The 24,755-nt window shown below is 60.3% G+C and carries 20 protein-coding genes; 11 read left to right on the forward strand and 9 right to left on the reverse strand.

Annotation, left to right across the window (positions count from 1 at the left end; translation table 11 throughout):
* Positions 1-138 precede the first annotated feature (138 nt).
* Positions 139-957: a posphoenolpyruvate synthetase regulatory kinase/phosphorylase PpsR gene (ppsR, locus tag ACXX83_RS04990; RefSeq protein ID WP_007971527.1), complete on the reverse strand. Its 819-nt coding sequence runs from the start codon at positions 955-957 to the stop codon at positions 139-141.
* Positions 958-1,131: 174 nt separating this feature from the next.
* Between ppsR and ppsA the strand changes: the two genes are divergently transcribed.
* The 8 genes from ppsA (at position 1,132) to ACXX83_RS05030 (ending at position 9,325) form a co-directional block, all read left to right on the forward strand.
* Positions 1,132-3,507 (forward strand): phosphoenolpyruvate synthase, encoded by a 2,376-nt coding sequence (gene ppsA, locus ACXX83_RS04995; RefSeq protein WP_015096069.1) that lies wholly within the window; start codon positions 1,132-1,134, stop codon positions 3,505-3,507.
* 217 nt (positions 3,508-3,724) lie between these two features.
* Positions 3,725-4,714, forward strand: coding sequence for an alpha/beta fold hydrolase (locus ACXX83_RS05000; protein WP_015096068.1), 990 nt, complete (start codon positions 3,725-3,727; stop codon positions 4,712-4,714).
* A gap of 138 nt (positions 4,715-4,852) precedes the next feature.
* Entirely contained in the window at positions 4,853-5,344 is a 492-nt protein-coding gene (rraA, locus tag ACXX83_RS05005) for a ribonuclease E activity regulator RraA (RefSeq protein ID WP_027922555.1), read from the forward strand.
* A gap of 27 nt (positions 5,345-5,371) precedes the next feature.
* Positions 5,372-6,367, forward strand: a complete 996-nt coding sequence (gene cmaX, locus ACXX83_RS05010) for a divalent cation transporter CmaX (RefSeq protein WP_458547706.1) — start codon at positions 5,372-5,374, stop codon at positions 6,365-6,367.
* Positions 6,368-6,429: 62 nt separating this feature from the next.
* A complete protein-coding gene (locus ACXX83_RS05015) occupies positions 6,430-6,678 on the forward strand; it encodes a hypothetical protein (RefSeq protein ID WP_007971509.1) in 249 nt (82 codons plus the stop codon).
* 2 nt (positions 6,679-6,680) lie between these two features.
* Positions 6,681-7,505, forward strand: a complete 825-nt coding sequence (locus ACXX83_RS05020; RefSeq protein ID WP_007916401.1) for a mechanosensitive ion channel family protein — start codon at positions 6,681-6,683, stop codon at positions 7,503-7,505.
* 90 nt (positions 7,506-7,595) lie between these two features.
* Complete coding sequence (gene sigX / locus ACXX83_RS05025) at positions 7,596-8,186, forward strand: RNA polymerase sigma factor SigX (RefSeq protein ID WP_015096065.1); 591 nt, start codon at positions 7,596-7,598, stop codon at positions 8,184-8,186.
* Between the two features lie 107 nt (positions 8,187-8,293).
* Positions 8,294-9,325: an OmpA family protein gene (locus ACXX83_RS05030; protein ID WP_126046536.1), complete on the forward strand. Its 1,032-nt coding sequence runs from the start codon at positions 8,294-8,296 to the stop codon at positions 9,323-9,325.
* 114 nt (positions 9,326-9,439) lie between these two features.
* On the opposite strand, the gene cobA is transcribed toward ACXX83_RS05030, so the two are convergent.
* From cobA to ACXX83_RS05070, 8 genes are all read right to left on the reverse strand, one after another.
* Positions 9,440-10,207 (reverse strand): uroporphyrinogen-III C-methyltransferase, encoded by a 768-nt coding sequence (gene cobA / locus ACXX83_RS05035; protein WP_217837644.1) that lies wholly within the window; start codon positions 10,205-10,207, stop codon positions 9,440-9,442.
* Positions 10,208-10,217: 10 nt separating this feature from the next.
* On the reverse strand, positions 10,218-12,935 hold the full coding sequence (locus ACXX83_RS05040) for a nitrate reductase (RefSeq protein WP_458547707.1): 2,718 nt from the start codon (positions 12,933-12,935) through the stop codon (positions 10,218-10,220).
* Positions 12,935-13,252, reverse strand: a complete 318-nt coding sequence (gene nirD, locus ACXX83_RS05045; RefSeq protein ID WP_007971500.1) for a nitrite reductase small subunit NirD — start codon at positions 13,250-13,252, stop codon at positions 12,935-12,937. Before nirD ends, ACXX83_RS05040 begins: the two co-directional genes overlap by 1 nt.
* Positions 13,249-15,702, reverse strand: coding sequence for a nitrite reductase large subunit NirB (nirB, locus tag ACXX83_RS05050; RefSeq protein ID WP_458547708.1), 2,454 nt, complete (start codon positions 15,700-15,702; stop codon positions 13,249-13,251). The genes nirD and nirB overlap by 4 nt, the downstream gene beginning before the upstream one ends.
* 290 nt (positions 15,703-15,992) lie before the next feature.
* Positions 15,993-17,660, reverse strand: a complete 1,668-nt coding sequence (locus tag ACXX83_RS05055) for a bifunctional protein-serine/threonine kinase/phosphatase (RefSeq protein ID WP_458547709.1) — start codon at positions 17,658-17,660, stop codon at positions 15,993-15,995.
* 7 nt (positions 17,661-17,667) lie between these two features.
* Positions 17,668-18,879, reverse strand: coding sequence for a nitrate/nitrite transporter (locus tag ACXX83_RS05060; protein ID WP_015096058.1), 1,212 nt, complete (start codon positions 18,877-18,879; stop codon positions 17,668-17,670).
* 343 nt (positions 18,880-19,222) lie between these two features.
* Entirely contained in the window at positions 19,223-19,798 is a 576-nt protein-coding gene (locus tag ACXX83_RS05065) for an ANTAR domain-containing response regulator (protein WP_458547710.1), read from the reverse strand.
* 15 nt (positions 19,799-19,813) lie between these two features.
* Complete coding sequence (locus ACXX83_RS05070; protein ID WP_458547711.1) at positions 19,814-21,025, reverse strand: CmpA/NrtA family ABC transporter substrate-binding protein; 1,212 nt, start codon at positions 21,023-21,025, stop codon at positions 19,814-19,816.
* A 173-nt stretch (positions 21,026-21,198) separates the two neighbouring features.
* Here ACXX83_RS05070 and ACXX83_RS05075 point away from each other — a divergent pair, with 173 nt between their 5' ends.
* Genes ACXX83_RS05075 through sctW form a run of 3 tightly spaced genes read left to right on the forward strand, consistent with a single transcriptional unit; the run spans position 21,199 to position 24,744 of the window.
* Positions 21,199-21,981 (forward strand): helix-turn-helix domain-containing protein, encoded by a 783-nt coding sequence (locus ACXX83_RS05075; RefSeq protein WP_458547712.1) that lies wholly within the window; start codon positions 21,199-21,201, stop codon positions 21,979-21,981.
* A 4-nt stretch (positions 21,982-21,985) separates the two neighbouring features.
* Entirely contained in the window at positions 21,986-23,641 is a 1,656-nt protein-coding gene (gene sctC, locus ACXX83_RS05080) for a type III secretion system outer membrane ring subunit SctC (RefSeq protein WP_458547713.1), read from the forward strand.
* The gene (sctW, locus tag ACXX83_RS05085) at positions 23,638-24,744 is read left to right on the forward strand and encodes a type III secretion system gatekeeper subunit SctW (protein ID WP_458547714.1); all 1,107 of its coding nucleotides are present in this window, start codon (positions 23,638-23,640) and stop codon (positions 24,742-24,744) included. Before sctC ends, sctW begins: the two co-directional genes overlap by 4 nt.
* The last annotated feature ends 11 nt before the right edge of the window (positions 24,745-24,755 follow it).

Here is a 24,755-nt window from a genome sequence, read left to right on the forward strand (position 1 = left end):
GGAGTGTCAGGCAACGTAGATGTCGACTGACACTCCGCCTTCGCGAGCAAGCCCGCTCCCACACTGGATCGACGGTGTACAAAGATCAAATGTGGGAGCGAGCTTGCTCGCGATAGGGCCGGAACAAGCGCCGGAGATTTACTTGAAACGCCGCTCCACACCTTTCTCCACGAGAATCTTCGCGGAGATTTCTTCCACGGAGAAATGCGTGGAGTTGATGTGCGGAATGTTTTCGCGACGGAACAGGTTCTCGACCTCGCGCACCTCGAATTCGCACTGGGCGTAGCTCGAATAGCGGCTGTTGGGCTTGCGCTCGTTGCGAATCGCGGTGAGGCGGTCCGGGTCGATGGTCAGGCCGAACAGCTTGTGCTGGTGGGCGCGCAGGGCGTTTGGCAGTTGCAGGCGTTCCATGTCGTCTTCGGTCAGCGGGTAGTTGGCCGCGCGGATACCGAATTGCATCGCCATATACAGGCACGTCGGCGTCTTACCACATCGCGACACGCCCACTAGTATCAGGTCGGCCTTGTCGTAATAGTGCGTGCGGGCGCCGTCGTCGTTGTCGAGGGCGAAGTTGACGGCCTCGATACGCTCCATGTAATTGGTGTTGGCGCCGATGGAGTGGGACTTGCCGACGGTGTAGGAAGAATGCTCGGTCAGCTCCTGCTCAAGCGGTGCCAGGAACGTCGAGAAGATGTCGATCATGAAACCATTCGAGGTTGCGAGAATCTCACGAATGTCCTGATTGACGATGGTGTCGAAGATAATTGGACGGAAGCCGTCGGTTTCGGCGGCTTTGTTGATTTGTTGTACCATGGCCCGCGCTTTGTCCACGTTGTCGATGTACGGCCGCGTGACTTTGCTGAAGGTAATGTTTTCGAACTGCGCCAGAAGGCTTTGACCCAGGGTTTCGGCGGTAATGCCGGTACCATCGGAGATAAAGAAAGCAGATCGTTTCATTTGCACCTTGGGCCTTAAGCTAGTGACGAATCTTGGATATGATAGGCGCGATTTGCCGGCCGCCAATGGCCTGCATTCTCACTTATTTTCCAGGTCCAGGCCATATAGCCGGCAAATGCTCACTTAAGCAGCCGGTTTCTGAGCTTTTCCAACACAGTTAGTGGAGAGATCACCTTGGTAGAGTACGTAGTTTCCCTCGATAAGCTCGGCAAACACGATGTTGAGCATGTGGGGGGCAAGAACGCATCCCTGGGCGAGATGATCAGCAACCTTGCAGGTGCCGGTGTATCGGTGCCCGGCGGCTTCGCCACGACCGCTCAGGCTTATCGTGATTTCCTGGAGCTGAGCGGCCTGAATAAGCAGATTCACGACGCACTCGATGCCCTGGACGTCGATGACGTGAATGCCCTGGCCAAGACCGGTGCCCAGATCCGTCAATGGATCATGGAAGCCGAATTCCCTGAAAAACTGAATGCCGAAATTCGCACCGCGTTCGCCACGCTGTCCGCCGGCAACCCCGACGTGGCCGTGGCCGTGCGCTCTTCCGCTACCGCCGAAGACCTGCCGGACGCTTCCTTCGCCGGTCAGCAGGAAACCTTCCTGAACATCCGTGGTGTCGAAAACGTCATTCGCGCCGCCAAAGAGGTGTTCGCCTCGCTGTTCAATGACCGTGCCATTTCCTACCGCGTGCACCAGGGCTTCGACCACAAGCTGGTTGCCCTGTCGGCCGGCGTGCAGCGCATGGTCCGTTCCGAAACCGGCACCGCCGGCGTGATGTTCACCCTCGATACCGAATCGGGCTTCCGTGACGTGGTGTTCATCACCGGCGCCTACGGCCTGGGTGAAACCGTCGTTCAAGGCGCGGTGAACCCGGATGAATTCTACGTCCACAAGGGCACGCTGGCTGCCGGTCGTCCGGCGATCCTGCGTCGCAACCTGGGCAGCAAGGCCATCAAGATGATCTACGGCGACGAGGCCAAGGCCGGTCGTTCGGTCAAGACCGTCGACGTGGACAAGGCCGAGCGCGCACGTTTCTGCCTGACCGACGCTGAAGTCAGCGAGCTGGCCAAGCAGGCGATGATCATCGAGAAGCACTACCAGTGCCCGATGGACATCGAGTGGGCCAAGGACGGTGACGACGGCAAGCTGTACATCGTGCAGGCCCGTCCGGAAACCGTGAAGAGCCGCACCCAGGCCAACGTCATGGAACGTTACCTGTTGAAAGAAACCGGTACCGTGCTGGTTGAAGGTCGCGCCATCGGCCAGCGTATCGGCGCCGGCAAGGTCCGCATCATCAAGGACGTGTCCGAGATGGACAAGGTCCAGCCAGGCGACGTACTGGTGTCCGACATGACCGACCCGGACTGGGAACCGGTCATGAAGCGCGCCAGCGCCATCGTCACCAACCGTGGCGGTCGTACTTGCCACGCGGCGATCATCGCCCGTGAGCTGGGTATTCCAGCGGTAGTCGGTTGCGGCAACGCCACCCAGCTGTTGAAAGACGGCCAGGGCGTGACCGTTTCCTGCGCTGAAGGCGACACCGGTTTCATCTTCGAAGGCGAACTGGGCTTCGACATCAAGAAGAACTCCGTGGATGCCATGCCGGAGCTGCCGTTCAAGATCATGATGAACGTCGGCAACCCGGACCGCGCCTTCGACTTCGCGCAACTGCCGAACGCCGGCGTTGGCCTGGCCCGCCTGGAGTTCATCATCAACCGCATGATCGGCGTGCACCCTAAAGCACTGCTGAACTACGACGGTCTGCCGCTGGACATCAAGGAAAGCGTCGACAAACGCATCGCCGGTTACAACGACCCGGTCGGCTTCTACGTCGAGAAACTGGTCGAAGGCATCAGCACCCTGGCGGCTGCGTTCTGGCCGAAGAAGGTCATCGTGCGTCTGTCGGACTTCAAGTCCAACGAATACGCCAACCTGATCGGCGGCAAGCTGTACGAGCCGGAAGAAGAGAACCCGATGCTGGGCTTCCGCGGTGCTTCGCGCTACATCAGCGAGTCGTTCCGCGACTGCTTCGAACTCGAATGCCGCGCCCTCAAGCGCGTGCGCAACGAGATGGGCCTGACCAACGTCGAAATCATGGTGCCGTTCGTTCGTACCCTGGGAGAAGCGAGCCAGGTGGTCGATCTGCTGGCGGAAAACGGTCTGGCCCGTGGCGAAAACGGCCTGCGCGTGATCATGATGTGCGAACTGCCATCCAACGCCATCCTGGCCGAAGAATTCCTCGAGTTCTTCGACGGTTTCTCCATCGGTTCCAACGACCTGACTCAGCTGACTCTGGGCCTGGACCGCGATTCCGGTATCATCGCGCACCTGTTCGACGAGCGTAATCCGGCGGTCAAGAAGCTGCTGGCCAACGCCATTGCCGCCTGCAACAAGGCCGGCAAGTACATCGGCATCTGCGGTCAGGGTCCTTCGGACCACCCGGACCTGGCCAAGTGGCTGATGGAGCAGGGCATTGAAAGCGTTTCGTTGAACCCGGACTCCGTACTGGAAACCTGGTTCTTCCTGGCAGAGGGTCAGGCGCAGGCTTGATCCCCTATATACGGGCCGCTCACATACCTTTGTAGGAGCGAGCTTGCTCGCGATGGACGTCAACGATCACGCGCTTATCCTGGATAAACGAGGTGTCCTGAAGTTTTTCGCGAGCAAGCTCGCTCCTACAGGGGCGACGTAGTGTCAGGGAGCGGTCTTTTAGAGATTCAAGCAGGGCGGGCTCCTCCGGATGCCGCCCTTTTTTGTGCAAGAGATTATGCAAAGCAGCAGCAACCTATTTCCTGTCGCCCTGATCAGCGCCGAACGGCGCGGCGATCTGAGCGAAGATGTGTATCGTTTGAAACCCGGTAACAGCCCCGACTTTACCGTCGAACTGGCTGTGACACGCCTTGGCATGGCCGATGAGCCCTCATCCCGTGGTGTGCCGGTGATCCTGCTGCACGGCAGCTTTTCCAATCGCCGGTTCTGGTTTTCTCCCAAGGGCCTGGGGTTGGGCGCCTATCTGGCGCGCCTGGGGTTCGACGTCTGGATTCCGGAAATGCGCGGCCATGGCCTGTCCCAGCGCAACCACGACTACCGCAAGAACCGGGTCGCCGACTACGCACGCTATGACCTGCCGGCCATCGGCGCGTTCGTGCGTGAACAGAGCGGGCAGGTGCCGCACTGGATCGGTCACTCGCTGGGCGGTACTACACTGGCCGCAGCGCTGGGTGGCGAGTACATCGGTGAGCCGGTGGTGGCCTCGGCGGCTTTTTTCGGTACACAAGTCAGCCGCACCTACTGGCCATTGAAGATTCCGCCGGTGGAGTGGAGCAGTCGCTTCATTCTCAAGCGTTTTGCCCAGTTGTCCGGAGCAAGGCTCAAACGCGGCCCGGAGGACGAACCGATCGGCCTGGCCCTGGAAAGCATGCGCTGGTTCGGCCTGTTCGGGCGCTTTGGCGATGCCGATAAAGACTGGTGGGCCGGTTTGGCCGAGGTCAGGTTGCCGGTGCTCGCCGTGAGTGCCGCGGGTGATCATCAGGACCCGGCGTGGGCGTGCCGCAAACTGTTCGAGCAGTTCGGTTCCGAGCACAAGCAATTTATCAATCTGGGTCGTGATCAGGGTTTCAGCGACAATTTCGGTCATGTTGAAATGCTCGTCAGCAAACCTGCCCAGGCCGAAGTCTGGCCATTGGTGACCCGCTGGCTGGCGGATCAGCAGACACCCTTGTTGGGTGAGCAAGGGGATTTGGCCGCGGCGGTTTGAGCCTGATGCTCTAACAAGGGCATTTCGCTCCGGTCGGCTTGCGGCTAAGATATGACGCATTGAGCTGTTCCAGTCACTTTGCGTGATTGAGTCATCACTGATGTTCGTGCTGTCTTCCTCTTTAACAGGAGTTTCTCGATGAACCATTACCTCACGCCTGACCTGTGCGACGCCTATCCGGAGTTGGTGCAGGTGCTGGAACCGATGTTCAGCAATTTCGGCGGCCGTGATTCCTTCGGTGGCGAAATCGTGACCATCAAGTGCTTCGAAGACAACTCGCTGGTCAAGGAGCAAGCCGAGCTCAAGGGTAATGGCAAGGTCTTGGTCGTCGATGGTGGCGGTTCCCTGCGCCGTGCGTTGCTGGGCGATATGATCGCCGAGAAAGCCGCGAAAAACGGCTGGGAAGGCCTGGTGATCTATGGTTGCATCCGTGACGTCGACGTCATCGCGCAAACCGATCTGGGGGTTCAGGCGCTGGCCAGCCACCCGATGAAAACCGACAAGCGCGGTATCGGCGATCTCAACGTTGCCGTGACCTTCGCCGGCGTGACCTTCCATCCGGGCCATTACATCTATGCGGACAACAACGGCGTGATCATCTCGCCCAGTCCGCTGAAAATGCCTGAATAAAAACGGCTGCAGACCAGAGGAGTGCGGATGTTCGAGGAAGAAAACGCGCAATGGGGGCTGGTGCATGCCCTGGTGCTGGACGGTAGAGGCGGTGCGCGTTCGATTGCCCGGACTGAACTTGACGACTTGCAGTTGCAGGCCCATGAAAGCCTGTGGTTGCACTGGGATCGCAGTCATCCGCAAACCCGGACCTGGCTACGCAAATCCAGCGGTCTGAGCGAATTCAGCTGTGACCTGTTACTCGAAGAAAACACCCGTCCGCGACTTTTACAGCTTTCGGACGGCGAACTGCTACTGTTTTTGCGCGGGGTCAATCTGAACCCCGGTGCCGAACCGGAAGACATGGTGTCGGTGCGGATCTTCGGTTCTGCCCAGCGTGTCATTTCCCTGCGTTTGCGTCCATTGCGTGCCACTGACGAGTTGCTGGTGCAACTGTCCGAGGGCAAGGGGCCGAAAACCGCCTCCGAACTCATCCTGTGCATGGCGCAGTACCTCACCAACAAGGTGCAGGATCTGGTCAGCTGTCTCTCGGAAGTGGTCGATGAGGAGGAGGAAAAGCTGGATGCCGACGAACGGTATACGCCTGAACACGGGGCGGTTTTGCAGATTCGTCGGCGGGCGGCAGCGTTGAAGCGCTTTCTTGCTCCGCAGCGGGATATTTTCGGGCAATTGACGCGAATCAAGTTGCCCTGGTTCGTCGAGGACGACGCTGATTACTGGAACGAATTGAACAACAGCCTGACCCGCTACCTCGAGGAGCTGGAACTGACCCGGGAGCGGGTGGGGCTGGTCCTGGAGGCTGAAGACCGTCGCTTGAGCGTGCGCATGAATCGCACGATGTATCGCTTCGGGATCATCACCGGGATCTTTTTGCCGATGAGTTTTCTGGCCGGGCTTTTGGGGATCAACGTCGGTGGCATTCCATTTTCTGCCAGCCCTTATGGCTTTCTGATCGCCTGCCTGATGATGGCCTCGGTGGCGCTGGGGCAATGGTGGTTATTCCGGCGTTTGCGCTGGGTCTGAGGGAAAGCATGTGACCCGACCAAAACTGACCTCGTCTCCCACAGACATCACGAGAGGTGCGTATGCACGATCCGTTTGAACAGTCTTTGCGCGACATGCTCAACGCCTCACCGTCCACCCGGGACGACGATGCGTGTCTGGGGCGTGTGCTGAAAACCGCCAACCGCCAGGTCGGCGCCGGTGATTTGTTCAGCTTGCTGGGGCGCTGGTTGCCCGCACTGATGATTGCCCTGAATAACGGATCGGCCCATGTCTCGCCGGTATCCCGTCTCCGTAAACCTGCTGCCCGCACTGCTGATAAGGCTGATTGAATATGGAACTTGATCTCTGGACACAGAGCCTCGTCACTGCAATGACTGCGTTGTGGACCAAGGTTGCGAACTTCATTCCAAACCTGTTCGGCGCACTGGTTGTGCTGTTGTTGGGTTTTGTCGTGGCCAAACTGCTGGACACCTTGCTTTCCAAATTGCTCGCCAAACTGGGCCTGGACCGCTTGATGGGCGGCACTGGCCTGACCAAGCTGATGTCCCGCGCCGGCCTGCAGGTTCCCATTTCGACCCTGATCGGCAAGATCGTCTATTGGTTCGTTCTGCTTATTTTTCTGGTTTCTGCCGCAGAATCCCTTGGACTTGAGCGAGTATCAGCTACGCTGGATATGCTTGCGCTGTATTTGCCGAAGGTATTCGGCGCGGCGCTGGTGTTGCTGGTAGGTGTTTTGCTGGCGCAACTGGCCAACGGGCTGGTGCGCGGAGCGGCAGAAGGCGTGGGTCTGGACTATGCTTCAGGGCTTGGACGAATTGCCCAGGGCCTGGTGATCATCATCAGTATTTCGGTGGCGATCAGCCAGTTGGAGGTCAAGACCGACCTGCTGAACCACGTGATCGTGATTGTGCTGATTACCGTTGGTCTGGCGGTAGCGCTGGCCATGGGGTTGGGAAGCCGGGAAATTGCCGGCCAGATTCTTGCGGGAATCTACGTGCGTGAGCTGTACCAGGTTGGGCAACAAGTGCGTGTTGGCGAGGTCGAAGGCCAGATCGAAGAGATCGGCACGGTTAAAACCACATTGCTGACCGATGAGGGTGAGCTAGTCTCTCTTTCCAATCGGATCCTCCTCGAGCAGCATGTGAGTAGCCGCTAACCCGGCAAACCCTGCTAATGTATGCCGCCGCAAAATGCCAGCTGACGCTGGCTGCGGAGGATATTGACCTGACTGTCGGCCCGACTTGTTTTGAATAAAGCTCAATCGCTCTCCATGCGCTACGACCCCCGCGAGCTCTCTGATGAGGAGTTGGTCGCGCGCTCGCATACCGAGCTGTTTCACGTAACACGCGCCTACGAGGAACTGATGCGGCGTTACCAGCGAACATTATTTAATGTGTGCGCAAGATATCTCGGGAACGATCGCGATGCAGACGATGTCTGTCAGGAGGTCATGTTGAAGGTGCTGTATGGCCTGAAGAACTTCGAGGGTAAATCGAAGTTCAAGACGTGGCTATATAGCATCACGTACAACGAGTGCATCACACAGTATCGCAAGGAACGGCGAAAGCGTCGCTTGATGGACGCATTGAGTCTTGACCCCCTCGAGGAAGCGTCCGAAGAAAAGACGCCGAAACCTGAGGAAAAAGGCGGACTTGATCGCTGGTTGGTGTATGTGAACCCGATTGATCGTGAAATTCTGGTGCTACGATTTGTCGCAGAGCTGGAGTTTCAGGAAATCGCAGACATCATGCATATGGGTTTGAGCGCAACAAAAATGCGGTACAAACGCGCTCTAGATAAATTGCGTGAGAAATTTGCAGGCATTGCTGAAACTTAGTTCAGCGCAAATATCTCTTACGTGTAGGCAAGTTCTGTTAGACTTGCCGCCGAGTTGTCCCCCGGTTTGCGGGACTGCTTCACAATCACCAGATGGGGATTTAACGGATGAAACTGAAAAACACCTTGGGCTTGGCCATTGGTTCTCTTATTGCCGCCACTTCCATCGGCGCTCTGGCACAGGGCCAAGGCGCAGTTGAAATCGAAGGCTACGCAAAGAAGCAATATTTCGATAGCGACCGTAACTTCAAGAACGACGGCATCCTGCCGGGTGGTTCGATCGGTTACTTCCTGACAGACGACGTTGAACTGCGTCTGGCCTACGACGAAGTGCACAACGCCCGTGCAAACGATGGCAAGAACGTTAAGGGCGCGAACACCGCTCTGGACGCTCTGTACCACTTCAACAACCCAGGCGACATGCTGCGTCCTTACGTCTCGGGCGGTTTCTCCGACCAGAGCATCGACCAGAACGGCTCGAACGGTCGTAACCGTTCCACCTTCGCCAACGTTGGCGGCGGTGCCAAGCTGTACTTCACCGACAACTTCTACGCCCGTGCTGGCGTTGAAGCTCAGTACAACATCGACCAGGGCAACACCGAGTGGGCTCCTAGCATTGGTCTTGGTGTGAACTTCGGTGGCGGCAGCAAGCCAGCTGCTGCTCCAGTTCCAGCTCCGGAAGTTTGCTCTGACAGCGACAACGATGGCGTTTGCGACAACGTTGACAAGTGCCCAGACACCCCAGCTAACGTAACTGTTGACGCTGACGGCTGCCCGGCAGTTGCTGAAGTTGTTCGTGTTGAGCTGGACGTGAAGTTCGACTTCGACAAGTCGGTAGTCAAGCCAAACAGCTACGGCGACATCAAGAACCTGGCTGACTTCATGAAGCAGTACCCATCCACCAGCACTACTGTTGAAGGTCACACTGACTCCGTCGGTCCTGACGCTTACAACCAGAAACTGTCCGAGCGTCGTGCAAACGCCGTTAAACAAGTTCTGACCAACCAGTACGGTGTTGAATCGTCCCGCGTTCAGTCCGTTGGCTACGGCGAATCCCGCCCAGTTGCTGACAACAAAACTGAAGCTGGTCGCGCTGTTAACCGTCGCGTAGAAGCGCAGGTTGAAGCTCAAGCTAAGTAATTAGCCCGCAGCTCTGAGAAAAGCCCGGCTCAGGCCGGGCTTTTCTTTGTCTGCGATTTGGGTTTCAGCATTGGTTTTGCTTTGCTTCTAAAGGATCGCAGCCTGCGGCAGCTCCTACAGGGATAAATGCCGAACCAGTGTAGGAGCTGCCGAAGGCTGCGATCTTTTGATCTCATCACTGGCGGCCACAGCACCGATCACCAGGATTGCCGGGCTTTTCAACTCGAAGGCACAGGCATCTTCCTCCATTGCCATCAGGTTGCTTCGACATTCCCGTTGATGCGGCAACGATGCATTTTCAATCATTGCCACCGGCGTATCTGCCGCCATAGCGCCTGCCAGCAGTTGCTCACGGATCTCGCTGAGCTTTGCCACTCCCATGTAGATCACCAGTGTCGTGCCACCTTGGGCCAGCGCTTGCCAGTTCAGGCTGCTGTCATCCTGAGTGTGGGCGGTCACCAGCGTTACCCCTCGTGCCACGCCGCGCAGGGTCAATGGAATATCGCATTGCGTCGCGCCCGCCAGGCCGGCGGTAATGCCATTGACCAGCTCAACCTCGATACCACGCTCGCGCAACCACTGCGCTTCTTCGCCGCCACGCCCGAAGATGCACGGGTCGCCACCCTTGAGGCGCACCACGCATTTGCCCTGGCGGGCATAACGCAACATCAGGCGATGGATAAAGGCTTGCGGCGTTGAACGACAGCCACCGCGCTTACCCACAGGAATTATCCGCGCGCCGGGGCAGTGCTCCAGCACCGCGTCGTTGACCAGATCGTCGATCAGCACGACATCCGCCTCTCTCAACGCCCGAACGGCTTTGAGGGTCAGCAATTCAGGATCACCGGGACCTGCACCCACCAGCCAGACTTTTGCGCTCATAGTGTTTTCCTCACGAGATGGCAGCTTGCGGCTGCGCGGTGGCGGCCAACAAACGCTTGATTTCCGGGACGCAGGAGCCGCATTGCGTGCCGCAACCCAATTCTTGTTTCAACCCCGGCAAGTCCAGGCCTCGGCGGATGCCGGCGCAGACCGCGTTTTGGCTGACGTTCTTACAGTTGCACAGGGTTTTGTTACCGATCGCTTCGGCGTCAACCTGGCCCGGTGGGGCACTCAAGGGCGCGAGCAGCCAGCGCCGTAGCTGTTCATCGGCGCGACCTTCGAGCCAGAGGTTTTGCAGCCAGTGCCGGGCGAGGGTTTCACCCGCCAGGCGGATCGCGGTGATCCGGCCGTTCTCGATCCGCACCCGCTTACCGATGGAGCGTCGTGGATCGTCGTAGGCCAGCACCGGTCCGTCGTTTAGCCCCAGGCATTGATCGATATCGCGCAGAAGTTGCGGATCTGGCGCCGTGGCGCTGGCAGCGCGTATCAGCAGCGCAGGGCGCTCACGACCGGTCAGACTGAGGCTGACGTAGGAAAACGCCTCGCAGAGGGGGCGTAGAGTCTCAAAGTGTTGTTGGACATCGCCTTCTATCAGCGCGAAAAGGTGCCAAGGCAGTTGCACCGGTTCCAGGCGCACGCCGCTGTGTTTGAGCTCCGGTTGTTTCGACAACGGATCGAAGGCGGGCAGGGTGAGGCTGTTCACGCCCCCCTTGAGAAAACGGTCACCAAAATGCATCGGCAAGAAGGCTTGGCCCGGACGTACGCTGTCGTCACTGGCGACCGGCACGATCACCGCGCCGCGACGGCTTTTCAGGCTGATCAAATCGCCCGTTTGCAGGCGATGCCTGCGCAGCTCATCCGGGTGCAGGCTCAATACGGCTTCACTGACATGGCCGAACAACTGCGCGGCGGTGCCGGTGCGGCTCATACCGTGCCACTGATCGCGCAGACGACCGGTGATCAGCGTCAGCGGGAAACGCGCATCCCGTTGTTCCTTGGCGGCGCGATACGGGTCGGCCACGAACTGCGCGCGTCCGCTGGAAGTCGGGAAAGTGCCGTCGAGATAGAGGCGGGCGGTGCCTGCGCTGGACCCCGCAGGAAAGGGCCATTGCTGCGGGCCGATGGTGTCGATCAACCCGTGGCTGATCCCGGACAAATCCAGATCCCGGCCCCGTGTCAGCTGTTTGTATTCGTCGAAGACCTGCGCCGGGGTGTCAAAGGCAAACAGGCTGGTGGCTTGCGGACGCAGATGTTTCTCCAGGCGCTGTGCGAAATCCACCGTGATCGTCCAGTCTGGACGCGCTTCACCCGGTGCGACGATAGCGCGGCGGACGTGGGAAATACGCCGTTCGGAGTTGGTCACCGTGCCGTCCTTTTCGCCCCAACTGGCGGCGGGCAACAACAGGTCGGCAAACCTGGCGGTTTCGGTGGTGCGAAAGGCCTCCTGCAAGACCACGAACGGGCAGGCCTCCAGTGCCGTGCGCACGGCAGCCTGATCGGGAAGAGACTGCGCGGGGTTGGTGCAGGCGATCCACAAGGCTTTGATCTTGCCGCTGCCCACCTGCTCAAACAACTCGATGGCAGTCAGCCCCGGGTTTTCAGGCAGTTGATCAACACCCCAGTAAGCGGCCACGTCGGCACGGTGCTCAGGGTTGGCGGCGTCACGATGACCCGGCAGCAGGTTGGACAGGCTACCGGTTTCCCGCCCGCCCATGGCATTCGGCTGACCGGTCAATGAGAAAGGACCTGCACCCGGACGACCAATCTGCCCGGTGGCCAGGTGCAGATTGATCAGTGCACTGTTTTTCGCGCTGCCGGCGGTGGACTGGTTCAACCCCATGCACCACAGCGACAGGAAAGACGGTGATGTGCCGATCCACTCGGCACATTGCTGCAATTGCCCGACGCTGATTCCGCAGAGCTGCGAGACCATCTGCGGCGTGTAATCGCGCACCAGTTTCTTCAGCTCGGGCAAGCCTTCGGTATGGTCCTTGATGAAGTCACGGTCGATCCAGTCTTCCCACAGCAGCAGATGCAAAATCCCATGGAACAAGGCGACATCGGTGCCAGGCAAAATCGCCAGGTGCAGGTCAGCCAGATCGCAGGTGTCTGTCCGGCGTGGGTCAATGACGATGACTTTCATCTGCGGCCGGCGGGATTTGGCTTCTTCCAGTCGGCGAAACAGTACCGGGTGGGCGTAGGCCATGTTACTGCCGACGATCATCACGCAATCGCTCAATTCCAGGTCTTCATAGCTGCATGGCGGGGCGTCGGCGCCCAGGCTGCGCTTGTAGCCGACCACCGCCGACGACATGCACAGCCGTGAATTGCTGTCGATGTTATTGGTGCCCACCAGCGCCCGAGCCAGTTTGTTGAAGGCGTAGTAGTCCTCGGTCAGCAACTGCCCGGAAATGTAGAACGCCACGCTGTCCGGGCCATGCTCGGCAATGGTTTGGGCGAAAACGCTGGCGGCGTGATCAAGCGCGCTATCCCAGTCGGTGCGGCTGCGCGCCAGGCCTTTGCCCAGGCGCAGTTCCGGGTACAGCGCCCTTGCCGTCAAGTCGCCGGTCAAATGCAGGGTTGATCCCTTGCTGCACAACTTGCCGAAGTTGGCCGGGTGCGCCGGATCGCCGCTGACACCGAGGATGCGCTCGCCGTCATGCTCGATCAGCACGCCGCAGCCGACCCCGCAATAGCAGCAGGTGGACGCGGTGATCTGGCGGTCCATCAGCCTGCGTCCCGCAAGGCCAGCATCACTCGGCCATTTTCGACCCGCGCCGGATGGTGGTGGGCGCAGCCGACGTCCGGGGCCAGGGCTTCGCCGCTTTCCAGGTCGATTTGCCAGTTGTGCAGTGGGCAGGCCACGCGTTTGCCGTAGATCAAACCCTGGGACAGCGGTCCGCCCTTGTGCGGGCAGCGGTCGTCGAGGGCGAACACTTCATCGTCGCTGGTACGAAAAATCGCGATGTCGCCTTTAGGGCCGGCAACGATCCGCGAGCCCAGGGCATTGATTTCATCCAGTGCGCAGATATCCAGCCAGTTCATGCCAGCACCTCCAGGTTTTTCACGGGGATGACGTCGAATTCTTTTTTCAGTTGCGGCTGTTCCAGGCGTTCCTTCCACGGGTCCTGTTCGAACGACAGGGAGAACTGCAGGCGATCGTTGAGCGCCTTGCGTCGCTCCGGGTCTTCCAGCACGGCCTTCTTGATGTGGTCCATGCCGACCCGTTGCAGGTAGTGCACGGTGCGTTCGAGGTAAAAGGCTTCTTCGCGATAGAGCTGCAGGAATGCGCCGTTGTATTCGCGGACTTCTTCGGCGGTTTTCAGTTTGACGAAGAACTCCGCGACTTCGGTCTTGATCCCGCCGTTGCCGCCGATGTACATCTCCCAGCCGGAATCGACGCCGATGATGCCTACGTCCTTGATGCCCGCTTCCGAGCAGTTGCGCGGGCAACCGGAGACAGCCAGTTTCACTTTGTGCGGCGACCACATGTTGAACAGGTCGTGCTCCAGCTCGATGCCCAACTGCGTGGAGTTCTGGGTGCCAAAGCGGCAGAACTCGCTGCCGACGCAGGTCTTCACGGTGCGGATGGATTTGCCGTAGGCATGGCCGGATGGCATGTCGAGGTCTTTCCAGACGCCTGGCAAGTCCTGCTTCTTGATCCCCAGCAAGTCGATGCGCTGGCCGCCGGTGACCTTGACCATCGGTACGTTGTACTTGTCGGCAACGTCGGCAATGCGCCGCAGTTCCGAAGGATTGGTCACACCGCCCCACATCCGCGGGACTACCGAGTAGGTGCCGTCTTTCTGAATGTTGGCGTGGGCGCGTTCGTTGATCAGGCGCGATTGCGGATCATCCTTGGCTTCCCCCGGCCAGGTGGAAATCAGGTAGTAGTTGAGCGCCGGCCGGCAAGTGGCGCAGCCGTTGGGTGTGCGCCAGTTCAGGTAGCTCAGGGTGCCGGCGATGGTCAGCAGGTGTTGCTCGCGGATGGCCTGGCGGATTTGCCCGTGGTTGAGGTCGCTGCAGCCACAGATGGCCTTTTCGCTTTTCGGTTTGACGTCGGCGGCGCCGCCCACCGTGTTGATCAGGATCTGCTCCACCAAACCCGCGCACGAACCGCAGGAGCTGGCAGCCTTGGTGTGTTTCTTCACTTCGTCGACACTGAACAGCCCGTGTTCCTGAATGGCCTTGACGATGGTGCCTTTGCACACGCCGTTGCAGCCGCAGACTTCGGCCGTGTCGGCCATGCTCATGGCTTTGTCCTGGCCCTGGTGCCCTACGTCGCCCAAAGCGTTTTCGCCGAACATCAAGTGATCGCGGATCTCGCCGATGACGTGGTTTTCACGGATCTGCCGGAAATACCAGCCGCCATCGGCCGTATCGCCATACAGGCAGGCGCCGACCAGCACGTCATCCTTTATCACCAGTTTCTTGTAGACCCCGCCAATCGGGTCGGAGAGGGTGATGGTCTCGGTGCCTTCACCGCCCATGAAGTCGCCGGCGGAGAACAGATCGATGCCGGTGACTTTCAGCTTGGTCGAGGTCACCGACCCCTTGTAAGTGGCAAAACCCAGTTGGGCGAGGTGGTTGGCGCAGACTTTGGCCTGTTCGAACAGCGGCGCCACCAGACCATAGGCGATGCCGCGGTGGCTGGCGCACTCGCCGATGGCGTAGATCCGCGGGTCATAGGTTTGCAGGGTGTCGTTGACCAGAATCCCGCGATTGCACGGAATGCCGGATTTTTCCGCCAGTTCGGTATTGGGACGAATGCCGGCAGCCATCACCACCAGGTCAGCGGGGATGATGTCGCCATTCTTGAATTGCACCGAACCGACCCGACCGTTGCCAGCGTCGTGCAAGGCCTGGGTCTGCTCGCACAGACGGAAATGCAGGCCGCGAGACTCCAGGGCGGTTTGCAGCAACTGGCCGCTGGTTTTGTCCAGTTGCCGCTCCAGCAGCCACTCGCCGAGATGCACCACGGTGACGTGCATGCCCCGCAGCATGAGGCCGTTGGCGGCCTCCAGGCCGAGCAGGCCGCCGCCGATCACCACGGCGTGGCGGTAGGTTTTCGCGGTGTCGATCATGGCCTGGGTATCGGCGATGTCGCGGTAGCCGATCACGCCCTCGAGGGTGTTGCCGGGAATGGGCAGGATGAAAGGCGTCGAGCCGGTGGCGATCAGCAGGCGATCGTATTCGGCTTCACTGCCGTCTTCGGCAATGACCCGGCGCTTGACCCGGTCGATCTCCACCACTTTGCGGTTGAGCAGCAGTTTGATGTTGTTGTCCAGGTACCAGTCCAGGTCGTTGAGCACGATCTCTTCGAAGGTCTGTTCGCCCGCCAGCACCGGCGACAACAGGATGCGGTTGTAGTTGGTGTGCGGTTCGGCGCCGAAGACCGTGATGTCGTACAGCTCTGTGCTCAGCTTGAGCAGTTCTTCCAGGGTCCGGACCCCGGCCATGCCGTTGCCGATCATCACCAGTTTTAGTTTTTTCATCAGGTTCTCCGGGGAGTCCAGGCCTGCCTCATCAGGGTTCAGGCCATGCTCGACAAATTTTGCGCAAACAAAAAAAGGCGTCCCGCTAGTTACCTAGCGAGGACGCCTTTGTCCTGGTCCCGTTCTCTCGGGAAGTGCAGCCTTCGTCGTTGAAGCCTGCGCTTTATGTCTGTTGAAAAGGGTAATGCAGTGGTTGTGCCAAGTTGCTCGGGCCCCGTGTTTGTTGGCGTTCTTCCCGTTCGCAAGGGCAGGTTTGTGAGGGAATGCACCGATTAAAGGCGCGTTGCCCGCTAATGGAGCGCCGCCACCAGCAGCACCAGGTTGAGCAGCAGCGATACCAGCGCCAACGTCCGCCAGACTTTCAGCGGTTCACGCTCCAGCAAGGGTTTTGGACGCACGCTCAAACTGCGGCGTTCGCCTTGCTCGATCAGCAGCAACCATTCTTCCGCCGTTTCGAAACGCTGTTCGGGGGCCGCCGCCACGGCGCGCTCCAGGTGATGGGCGATCCAGTCCGGCAGGTCGGGCCGGTAGCGGCTGGCGTTGACCGGTAGACCAAACCTGGGGCGCTGGAACGCTTCGATTTCGCCATAGGGATAGTGCCCGGTGAGCAGGAAATACAAGGTCACACCAACCGCATACAGGTCCTGCTGTGGTGTCGGCACGTCGCCCCGAAAGGCTTCCGGCGCGATGTAACTGGGTGTACCAGGCAAAGCCCAGGGCAGGTCTTGCGAGAGACCGGGGCAGTAGGCGAGGCCGAAATCCAGCAGGCGCAGTTCACCGTCGTCCCCCAGCAACAGGTTTTCCGGTTTGATATCGCGATGCAGAATCTGCCGTCGATGCAACAGGCCGACCGCTCGCAGCAAGCGTTCGGCGATGTCTTGCCACTGGGGCAGCGGCAACGGTCCGCTTTGCTCATGCCGTTGCGCCAGGGTAGCGCCCGAATATTCGCGCATCACGTAGTACAAATGCTGACGCTGACTGGCGGCATGCACTTCGGGAAAATGCCGGCCGGCCACGCGTTTGAGAAACCACTCTTCCGACAGCAACGCTTGCCCGGCCTGGTGATCGTCGTGCAGGCGCCCCGGCAGGGTTTTCAGCAGCCAGGGTTGTTGCTGAGTGTCGCGCACGCGATAAAGCAGCGATTGCTGGCTCTGTGCGACGATCCCTTCGACCTGCCAGCCCTCGAACACCTGGCCCGGTTTCAGGGCCGGCGGCAGCGGCCATTGCTGCAAGTGCATCAATGCATCGCCAATGCTCGCTTCACCGAGGGCGTCGACCCGCACCAGCAGGGCGCTGGCGTTGTCCTGGCTGCCTGCCAGGTGTGCGGCATTGACCAGGGTCTGCGCTGCGCTGTGCAAGTCCGGTTGATCTCGCAGGATCGCCGCAATGGCCGTATCGCCCAGGACGGCCCAGATGCCGTCGCTGAGCAGGACGAAACTTTCATCGGGGCGCAATTCACCGTCGAGAAAATCCAGCACCAGATGTTGATCGAGGCCCAGCGCCCGTTTCAGCACATGCTGCATGCCCGGCTGGTCCCAGACGTGATCCTCGCTGATTCGCTGCAATCGGTCGGCGTGCCAGCGGTACACCCGGCAATCGCCGACATGCGCCAGGGTAAAACGCCGGCCACGCAGGACCAGCGCACTGAGGGTGGTCAGCAGCGGTTGTCCGCCGCCGTTGGCCTGCAACCAGCGGTTTTGCGCCAGCAACAGGCGATCAAGTGCCTGCGCCACGCTCCAGGTTTCCGGCGTGGCGTAGTAATCCAGCGCCAGGGCCTGCAGCGTCGAACGGGCCGCCAGGCCGCCATCGGCGCACTGGCTGACACCGTCGGCGATGGCGAACAGGTAGCCTTTGCTCGCCGCCAGCGCCGGGGCCGGCGTGACGAGGCGCAGGGCATCCTGGTTCTCCTCGCGCGGACCGATGGCGCTGGCTTCGGCGAAACTCAGTTGCAGGCTCATCGAGGCGTCAGACCCGCGCAGCCGTCACGGCCGCCGAACCCCAGGTGGTTCTCCAGCGCCGTTTCACGCCGTGCAGGCCGAACCAGGCCAGAATGCCGAGGCTGGCGAACAACCACAGTGCCAGTTGATAGCTGCCAGTGCTTTGTTTGATCGCGCCCATGCCGGCCGCGAGGGCAAAGCCACCGATGCCGCCGGCCATGCCGATCAGGCCGGTCATCACACCGATCTCCCGACGAAAACGCTGCGGCACCAACTGGAATACCGCGCCATTGCCGGCACCCAGGCCGAGCATGGTGCAGACGAAAAGTGCCAGTGCGGCGTAGGAATTCGGCAGGTTGAAACCCACCGCAGTGATGCAGATCGCTGCGACGGTGTACATCGCCAACAAGGTCCGAATGCCACCGAACCGGTCAGCCAGAGCGCCGCCCAAGGGGCGCATGAGGCTACCGCCGAACACACAGGCCGCCGTGTAGTACCCGGCCGTCACCGGGCTCAGGCCGTACTGGTCGTTGAAATAGCCGGGCAGGGCGCTGGCCAGGCCGATGAAGCCGCCGAACGTCACGCTGTAGAAAAACATGAACCACCAGCTGTCACGGTCGCCCAGGGCCTTGAAGTAGTCGGCCATGGATTTGGCTTTTGGTCGCTCGGGGGCGTTTTTCGCCATCCAGGCAAAGACGATCAGGGTCAGGATCAGCGGAATCAGGGCGAAGCCGAATACGTTGCTCCAGCCAAACGCCGCCGCCAGTACCGGAGCGATCAAGGCGGCGAACACCGTCCCCGAGTTCCCGGCGCCTGCGATGCCCATGGCCTTGCCTTGATGCTGCGGCGGATACCACTGCGAGGCCAGGGGCAGGGCAACGGCAAAGGACGCGCCGGCCATGCCGAGAAACAGACCCAGCAGCAACGCTTGCTCGTAGCTGTGGATGCCGAGCTTCCAGGCGCCGAACAGCGCGCAGATCACGATGACCTGACCGATCAGGCCGGCGGTTTTCGGCGACAGGCGATCAGCCAGCATCCCCATGACAAAACGCAAGACCGCCCCGGCCAGAATCGGCGTGGCGACCACCAGCCCGCGTTGCTGTGTCGTCAGGTGCAGGTCGGCGGCGATCTGTACCGCCAGAGGGCCGAGCAGGTACCAGACCATGAAGCTCAGGTCGAAATAGAGGAAGGCTGCGAACAATGTGGGGGTATGGCCGGATTTCCAGAAGCTTGAATTCATTGCGCACCTCAGCTGTGAAGAGTCTCGAAAGGAGTCATGAGCTTGCAGGTGGGGCGCCGCTACGGCCGCTCCACCGGCCCCGTGCTCTGGGGCCAAAACGAAAAAACGCCGCCACCCGATCCGCCAAGGGCAAATGAGGTGAGCGACGTCTTTGTCGTAGGTGGGGCAACCGCCGTTGGTTACCTGTGGTGATTACACTGCGAGATTTGTGCCAACACTTGAAACCGGGTCGCCGCCATTCGCGAGCAAGTCGGATCGCCGCACCGCCGCTCCCACATTCGACCGCGATCAAATGTGGGAGCGGGCTTGCTCGCGAAGGCGATAGAACATTCACCACAGGGCTTCAGCCAAGCAACTCGCTCATGGCAATAATCTGCTCCGCCACTTGAATCAGCTTCTGCTGACGGCTCATTGCCTGGCGGCGCATCAGTGTGTAGGCCTCTTCTTCGTTACAGTCCTTCATGTTCATTAGCAGCCCTTTGGCCAGCTCGATGCGCTTGCGCTCGGCCAGTTGCTGGTCGCGGGCCTGCAACTGGGCACGCAAAGCCTGATCGCTTTCGAAGCGTGCCATGGCCACATCGAGAATCGGCTGCAGGCGTTGTGCGTGAATGCCTTCGACGATGTAGGCACTGACCCCGGACTTGATAGCCTGGCGCATCACATCGGGGTCATGTTCGTCGGTGAACATCACAATCGGTCGTGGCTGGTCGCGAGTGACCAGCACCACTTGTTCCATGACATCGCGGCCTGGTGACTCGGTATCGATCAGAATCACGTCCGGACGCACCGTTTCGACGCGTTCGGGCAAGTCGATGGTCAGGCCGGACTCATCGATCACTTCGAACCCGGCCTCGGTCAGGGCGGCCTTCAGGCGTCCGACTTTTTTCGCGGTGTCGTTGATCAGCAGGATACGCAGCATGTTCGTCGTCTCCTGTCAGCGGCTGGCGGATCGGTGTGAGCTGTCGCTCATGGCGTGCAGTTTGAAGCTGCGGGCATAACCGGCCGGGTCCGAACCGTCCCAGATCTTGCCGTCGATCAATTGACTGCTACGCATCTCCTTGCCCAATGCCGCGACACCGACAGCGCTGGCCGCTTCACGATACAAGTCTAGTTGATGGACTTGACGGGCCACGGCGAGGTAATCCGGGTCATCGCGCAACAAGCCCCAGCGACGGAACTGGGTCATGAACCATATACCGTCGGACAGGTACGGCAGATTGACCTCGCCTTCACTATGGAAGCGCAGGGCGTGCGGGTCTTGCCAGCGATTGCCCAGGCCATCGACATAGTCGCCCAGCAGGCGCGGCTCGATGCATTCCAGCGGCGTATCGAGGTATTGCGCTGCACTGAGCAATTGCGCGGTGCTGCGACGATTTTCGCTGCTTTGTTCGATGAAGCGGCTGGCTTCCAGAATCGCCATCACCAACACCCGCGCGGTATTGGGATATTGCTCGACGAACGCACGGGTGCAGCCGAGGACCTTTTCCGGGTGATCGGGCCAGAGGGCCTGGGTCGTGGCCAGGGTGAAACCGAGGTCCTGCTGCACGGCGCTGGCGGACCAGGGTTCGCCGACACAGAACCCGTCGATACGCCCGGCCCGCAGGTGGGCGACCATTTGCGGCGGCGGCACTACGACGCTGTCGACATCCAGCAGCGGGTGAATGCCCTGGCTGGCCAGCCAGTAATACAACCACATGGCGTGGGTACCGGTAGGAAACGTCTGAGCGAAGGTGAGTTTTGCGCGAGTTTGGTGCACGTGCCGATCCAATGCCTCAGGACTGGTCACCCCAAGCGCCTGCAAACCGCGGGACAGATTGATGCTCTGGCCGTTTTGATTCAGGCCCATCAACACCGCCATGTCGGTCGCGGCCACGCCACCGATGCCCAGGTGAACGGCGTAAATCAGACCGTAGAGACTGTGGGCTGCATCGAGTTCGCCGCTGACCAGCTTGTCCCGCAGGCTGGCCCAGGACGATTGGCGCTTGAGGTTCAGGGTCAAGCCATAGGGTTGGGCGAAGCCCTGAGTGGCGGCGACCACCACCGAGGCGCAGTCGCTCAGGGCCATGAAGCCGAGATTGATTTCGGTTTTTTCCGGGGCATCGCTGCCATTGACCCAGGCCAGAGGGCCGACTGACGGTTCGTTCATCGCGTGTTCACCTTGCAAAAAAAACGTCGTCCCGGGTCCGTGCATGGGCAGGCCGGGGACGACGCCATTGTCTTTGCACCCGTTCCGACGCTGGCATGGGTGCTGGTACACGGAAGGGTGCAAGGCATATGCCATCACCGGTTCATCAGCTTTACATCAGGATTCATCGCGCCATGTCTTTCATCCTGCCGGCCGTTGATCGTCAGGCCGCAAAGGAGGTTGGCGTGCAAATCCAATTACTACACGCCACCGGTCTGCCTGATGCTCGTTGCAGCGAGCGGGTGCTGCATGTGCGGGTCAGCGAATCCCCTGTGTATCTGGCTTCGGCGCAGCGCCCGCGGGTCTGTCTGCCGGTCGGTTGGGAAGGGCTGATTGCAACGAGCGATACATTCGAGCTGGGCGGCGGCGTGCAGACCCGGCCGGTTGCAGAAGCGGCGCTGGTTAAATTGCAAGTGTTCATCGATCTGGGAAACACACTGGTTGATCAACGACCCAGCCCGACATCCTGGGCGGCATTGCCGGTGGCGTACCCCGCCGTGTGGTCCGGGCGGGCGCTAGAGCGCTGGTACATCGAACAGGCCATGGTCGGGGGTATGGCTTACCAGACCTTCGCCGGCGTGCTGCGTCATACCGAAAGTTACGGACTTGTGCGCTTCCTGCTGGAGCAGGGCACCCACAGCGAAAAGTTGACCACCCTGGCTCAGCGTTATGGCGTTTCCGTGTCGCACTTCCGTCGACTGTGCCGGCAGGCCCTGGGCACGGCGGCCAAGCCTGCATTGCGCGGCTGGCGTGCGGCCAGGGCGCTGTTGAACATGAGCCTGCAGGACGACTCCCTGACGGATATCGCGCTGGAGTTGGGTTTTGCCTCTTCTTCGCATTTCTCCAAGGAAATCCGTGATCTGGTTGGCTTCACGCCCAGTAGCCTGGCCGACATAACCTACCTCCCAGGCAAGTGAGTCAATGAACCGCCGATTGCTTTCGTTATTTGTTTTGCCGTTCTGGTTAGGCGCCCTGTTGTCGCTGGTGCCGCTTGCCGCGCGCGCCAATGCCGACGGCTATGTGGCTCGCGAACAGAGCGTGCGCACATTCTTCAGCGAGTTGTCCGGGCCGTTGGGCAAACCTGTCATCGTCAGCAAGACTGCCGCCGCCAAACGGATTTCCGGTGCCTTCGATCTGCGTTCGCCGCAGCGGACCTTTGAGCGGGTCAGCGCGCAGATGGGGCTTATCTGGTATAGCGATGGCCAGGCGATTTATCTGTATGACGCGTCGGAAGTCAAAAGCTCGATGATGTCGCTGCAGACCCTGACTGTCACCAGACTTCAGGCGTTCCTTGAGCGTTCCGGGTTGCACGATGCACGTTATCCATTGCGCCACGACGGCTTGCGCACTTTTCATGTGTCGGGCCCGCCGATGTATGTCGATCTGGTGGTGCAAGCCGCCGGACTGATGGATAACCAGCGCTCGGAACTGTTGCTGGGCAAGCAGCAGATCGGCGTGATCCAGGTGCGCAATACCTTTGTCAGCGACCGCAAGTATGAGCTGCGTGATGACAAGGTGACCATTCCCGGGCTGGCCACCGTGATCGAGGACTTGTTGCGTGGCGAAAAGCGCGAGGTCGAGCCGTCGGTGGCACAAGCCCCCGCGCAGCGTCCGCAGGGATTGATGCCGGCGTTTCCCCTGGAAGGCTTGGCGAGCGCCCCCTCGGAGCAAGACCCGACCGCGCCGCGAATCATTGCGCGAGAGGTGGCTGCCGGAAATATACGGGTGGTGGCCTATCCCGACACCAACAGCCTGCTGGTCAAGGGGCTGCCGGAGCAAGTGCGCTTTATCGAGAACCTGGTGAGTGCGCTGGACACGCCGAAACGGCACGTGGAGTTGTCGTTGTGGATCATCGATTTGCACAAGGATGAACTCAATCAGCTGGGCATCAACTGGCAGGGCGGATTGAAGTCCAGTGGGACATTCACCGTATCGCTGAACGCCGGCTCGGCGACCACCCTCGATGGCGCTTCGTTCGTCGCCCAGGTCATGGCCCTGGAGCGCACCAACCGGGCGAATGTGGTCTCGCGTCCGGTGATCCTGACACAAGAGAACGTGCCGGCGATCTTCGACAACAACCGCACCTTCTATGCCCCGCTGGTTGGGGAGCGCAGTGTCGATTTGCAGCACGTGACCTATGGCACGCTCGTCAGTGTTCTGCCCCGTTTCGCCCAGGCGGACGAAATTGAAATGTCACTCAATATCGAAGACGGCAACGAAGTAGAAAAACCTGACCAGAACAAGCTACCCGGCAGTTTGCCGACGGTCGGGCGCACACGGATCAGCACGGTGGCGCGTGTGCCCCAGGGCAAGAGTCTGTTGGTGGGTGGTTTCACCCGCGATGATCACAGCGAGCAAGTCGGGCGGATTCCGGTACTGGGTTCGATTCCGTGGATCGGGCGCCTGTTCAGCTATCGCCAGAACCGCTCGGCCAACACGGTGCGGGTGTTCCTGATTCAACCCAAGGAGATTCTCGACACACTGGAGCCCGCCACGACTGATCCGTCCAACGGGCTGCTGACCCCGCAGCAGCATGAGCGGGTGCGTCGCGCCTATTTGCGGGCGGCAGAAAAATGATCCTGCCACCGGTTTCCACAGGTGGGCGAGCCGCCCAGGCACGGCTCAATGCCGAAAAGGCCGCCGAACATCCACAGCCCCAGGCGGATGCGCAGGTTGATCTCGACGACAGCTCGACGGTTGCCGTTGCGCAGCGCTTTGTGCAGATCAGCGATGAAATGTCGGCGGCACTGGCTCAGTTTCGCGGGCGGCGACATTTCGAACTCAAGTCCGAGACCCTGATGGACAACTTCGAACGAGTCCTTGAAGACGACACTGTGCCCAAGGTGCAGCAGGTGCTCAGCCTCGCGCGGCTGGCGGACAAGCCGGTTGCCTGGTTGCTGCAAATGGCGCGAAAACTGTTCCCCGATGACAGTGATCTGGCGTTGGTGCTGCGAGAACTGCTACGTCGCAAGAAACTGGAAAAGACCACCCGTCAGCGACTTGAAACGCTTTTACAGACTGTGGTTGCCCAAGGTTCCCCCAAACGGATGAATGCCGGGATCAACGCCGCCCTCAAAGCCAGGATGTTCGGGGCGAGCATGGCGGTGCGCGCAGGGTTGTTGCGCGAGACCTACCGGGATTTTCTGGAGTCCGACGAGGGCCCGATCAGTTGTTATCAGGACTGGATCGCACTGTATGGTCCGTCACAACGCATGGCGGTACTTGCCTTCATCGAAGCAGCATTGCTCACGGATATCAGTGCCCAGGACCCCAGTTGCTCGCGCGTGGAGTTCGGTCAACTGCTGGCCAGGGTGACCGACCTCAAGCGCCTGCGCTCAGCTGATGAGCTGTTTATCACCCAACTGCTGGGCGATGCACTCATTTGCCGGCACAACGCCAATGAGCCCGACTGGCTGGTGTTCCTGCTCGGCCTGCTGACATACCCCGATGAGCTCGACCAGCTGTTGCTCGGTGCGTTGGGTGAGCGTGTGCTGTTGAGCCCGCACCGTGAGCGTTCGACGCTGCTGCAGAAGGTGCGCCGGCACAGCCTGCAGTTGCCGCCGCAACTGTTTGCCGATGAAGGAGCGCCACTGCGCCTGGCAGAACAGTTCACCCGACTGGCTGACATTGCCTACGCCCATGAATGTAAAGAACGGCGACGCCTCGGCGGCTGCTCATGACTTTTCCCCGG

Source organism: Pseudomonas sp. GNP012 (assembly GCF_054343835.1).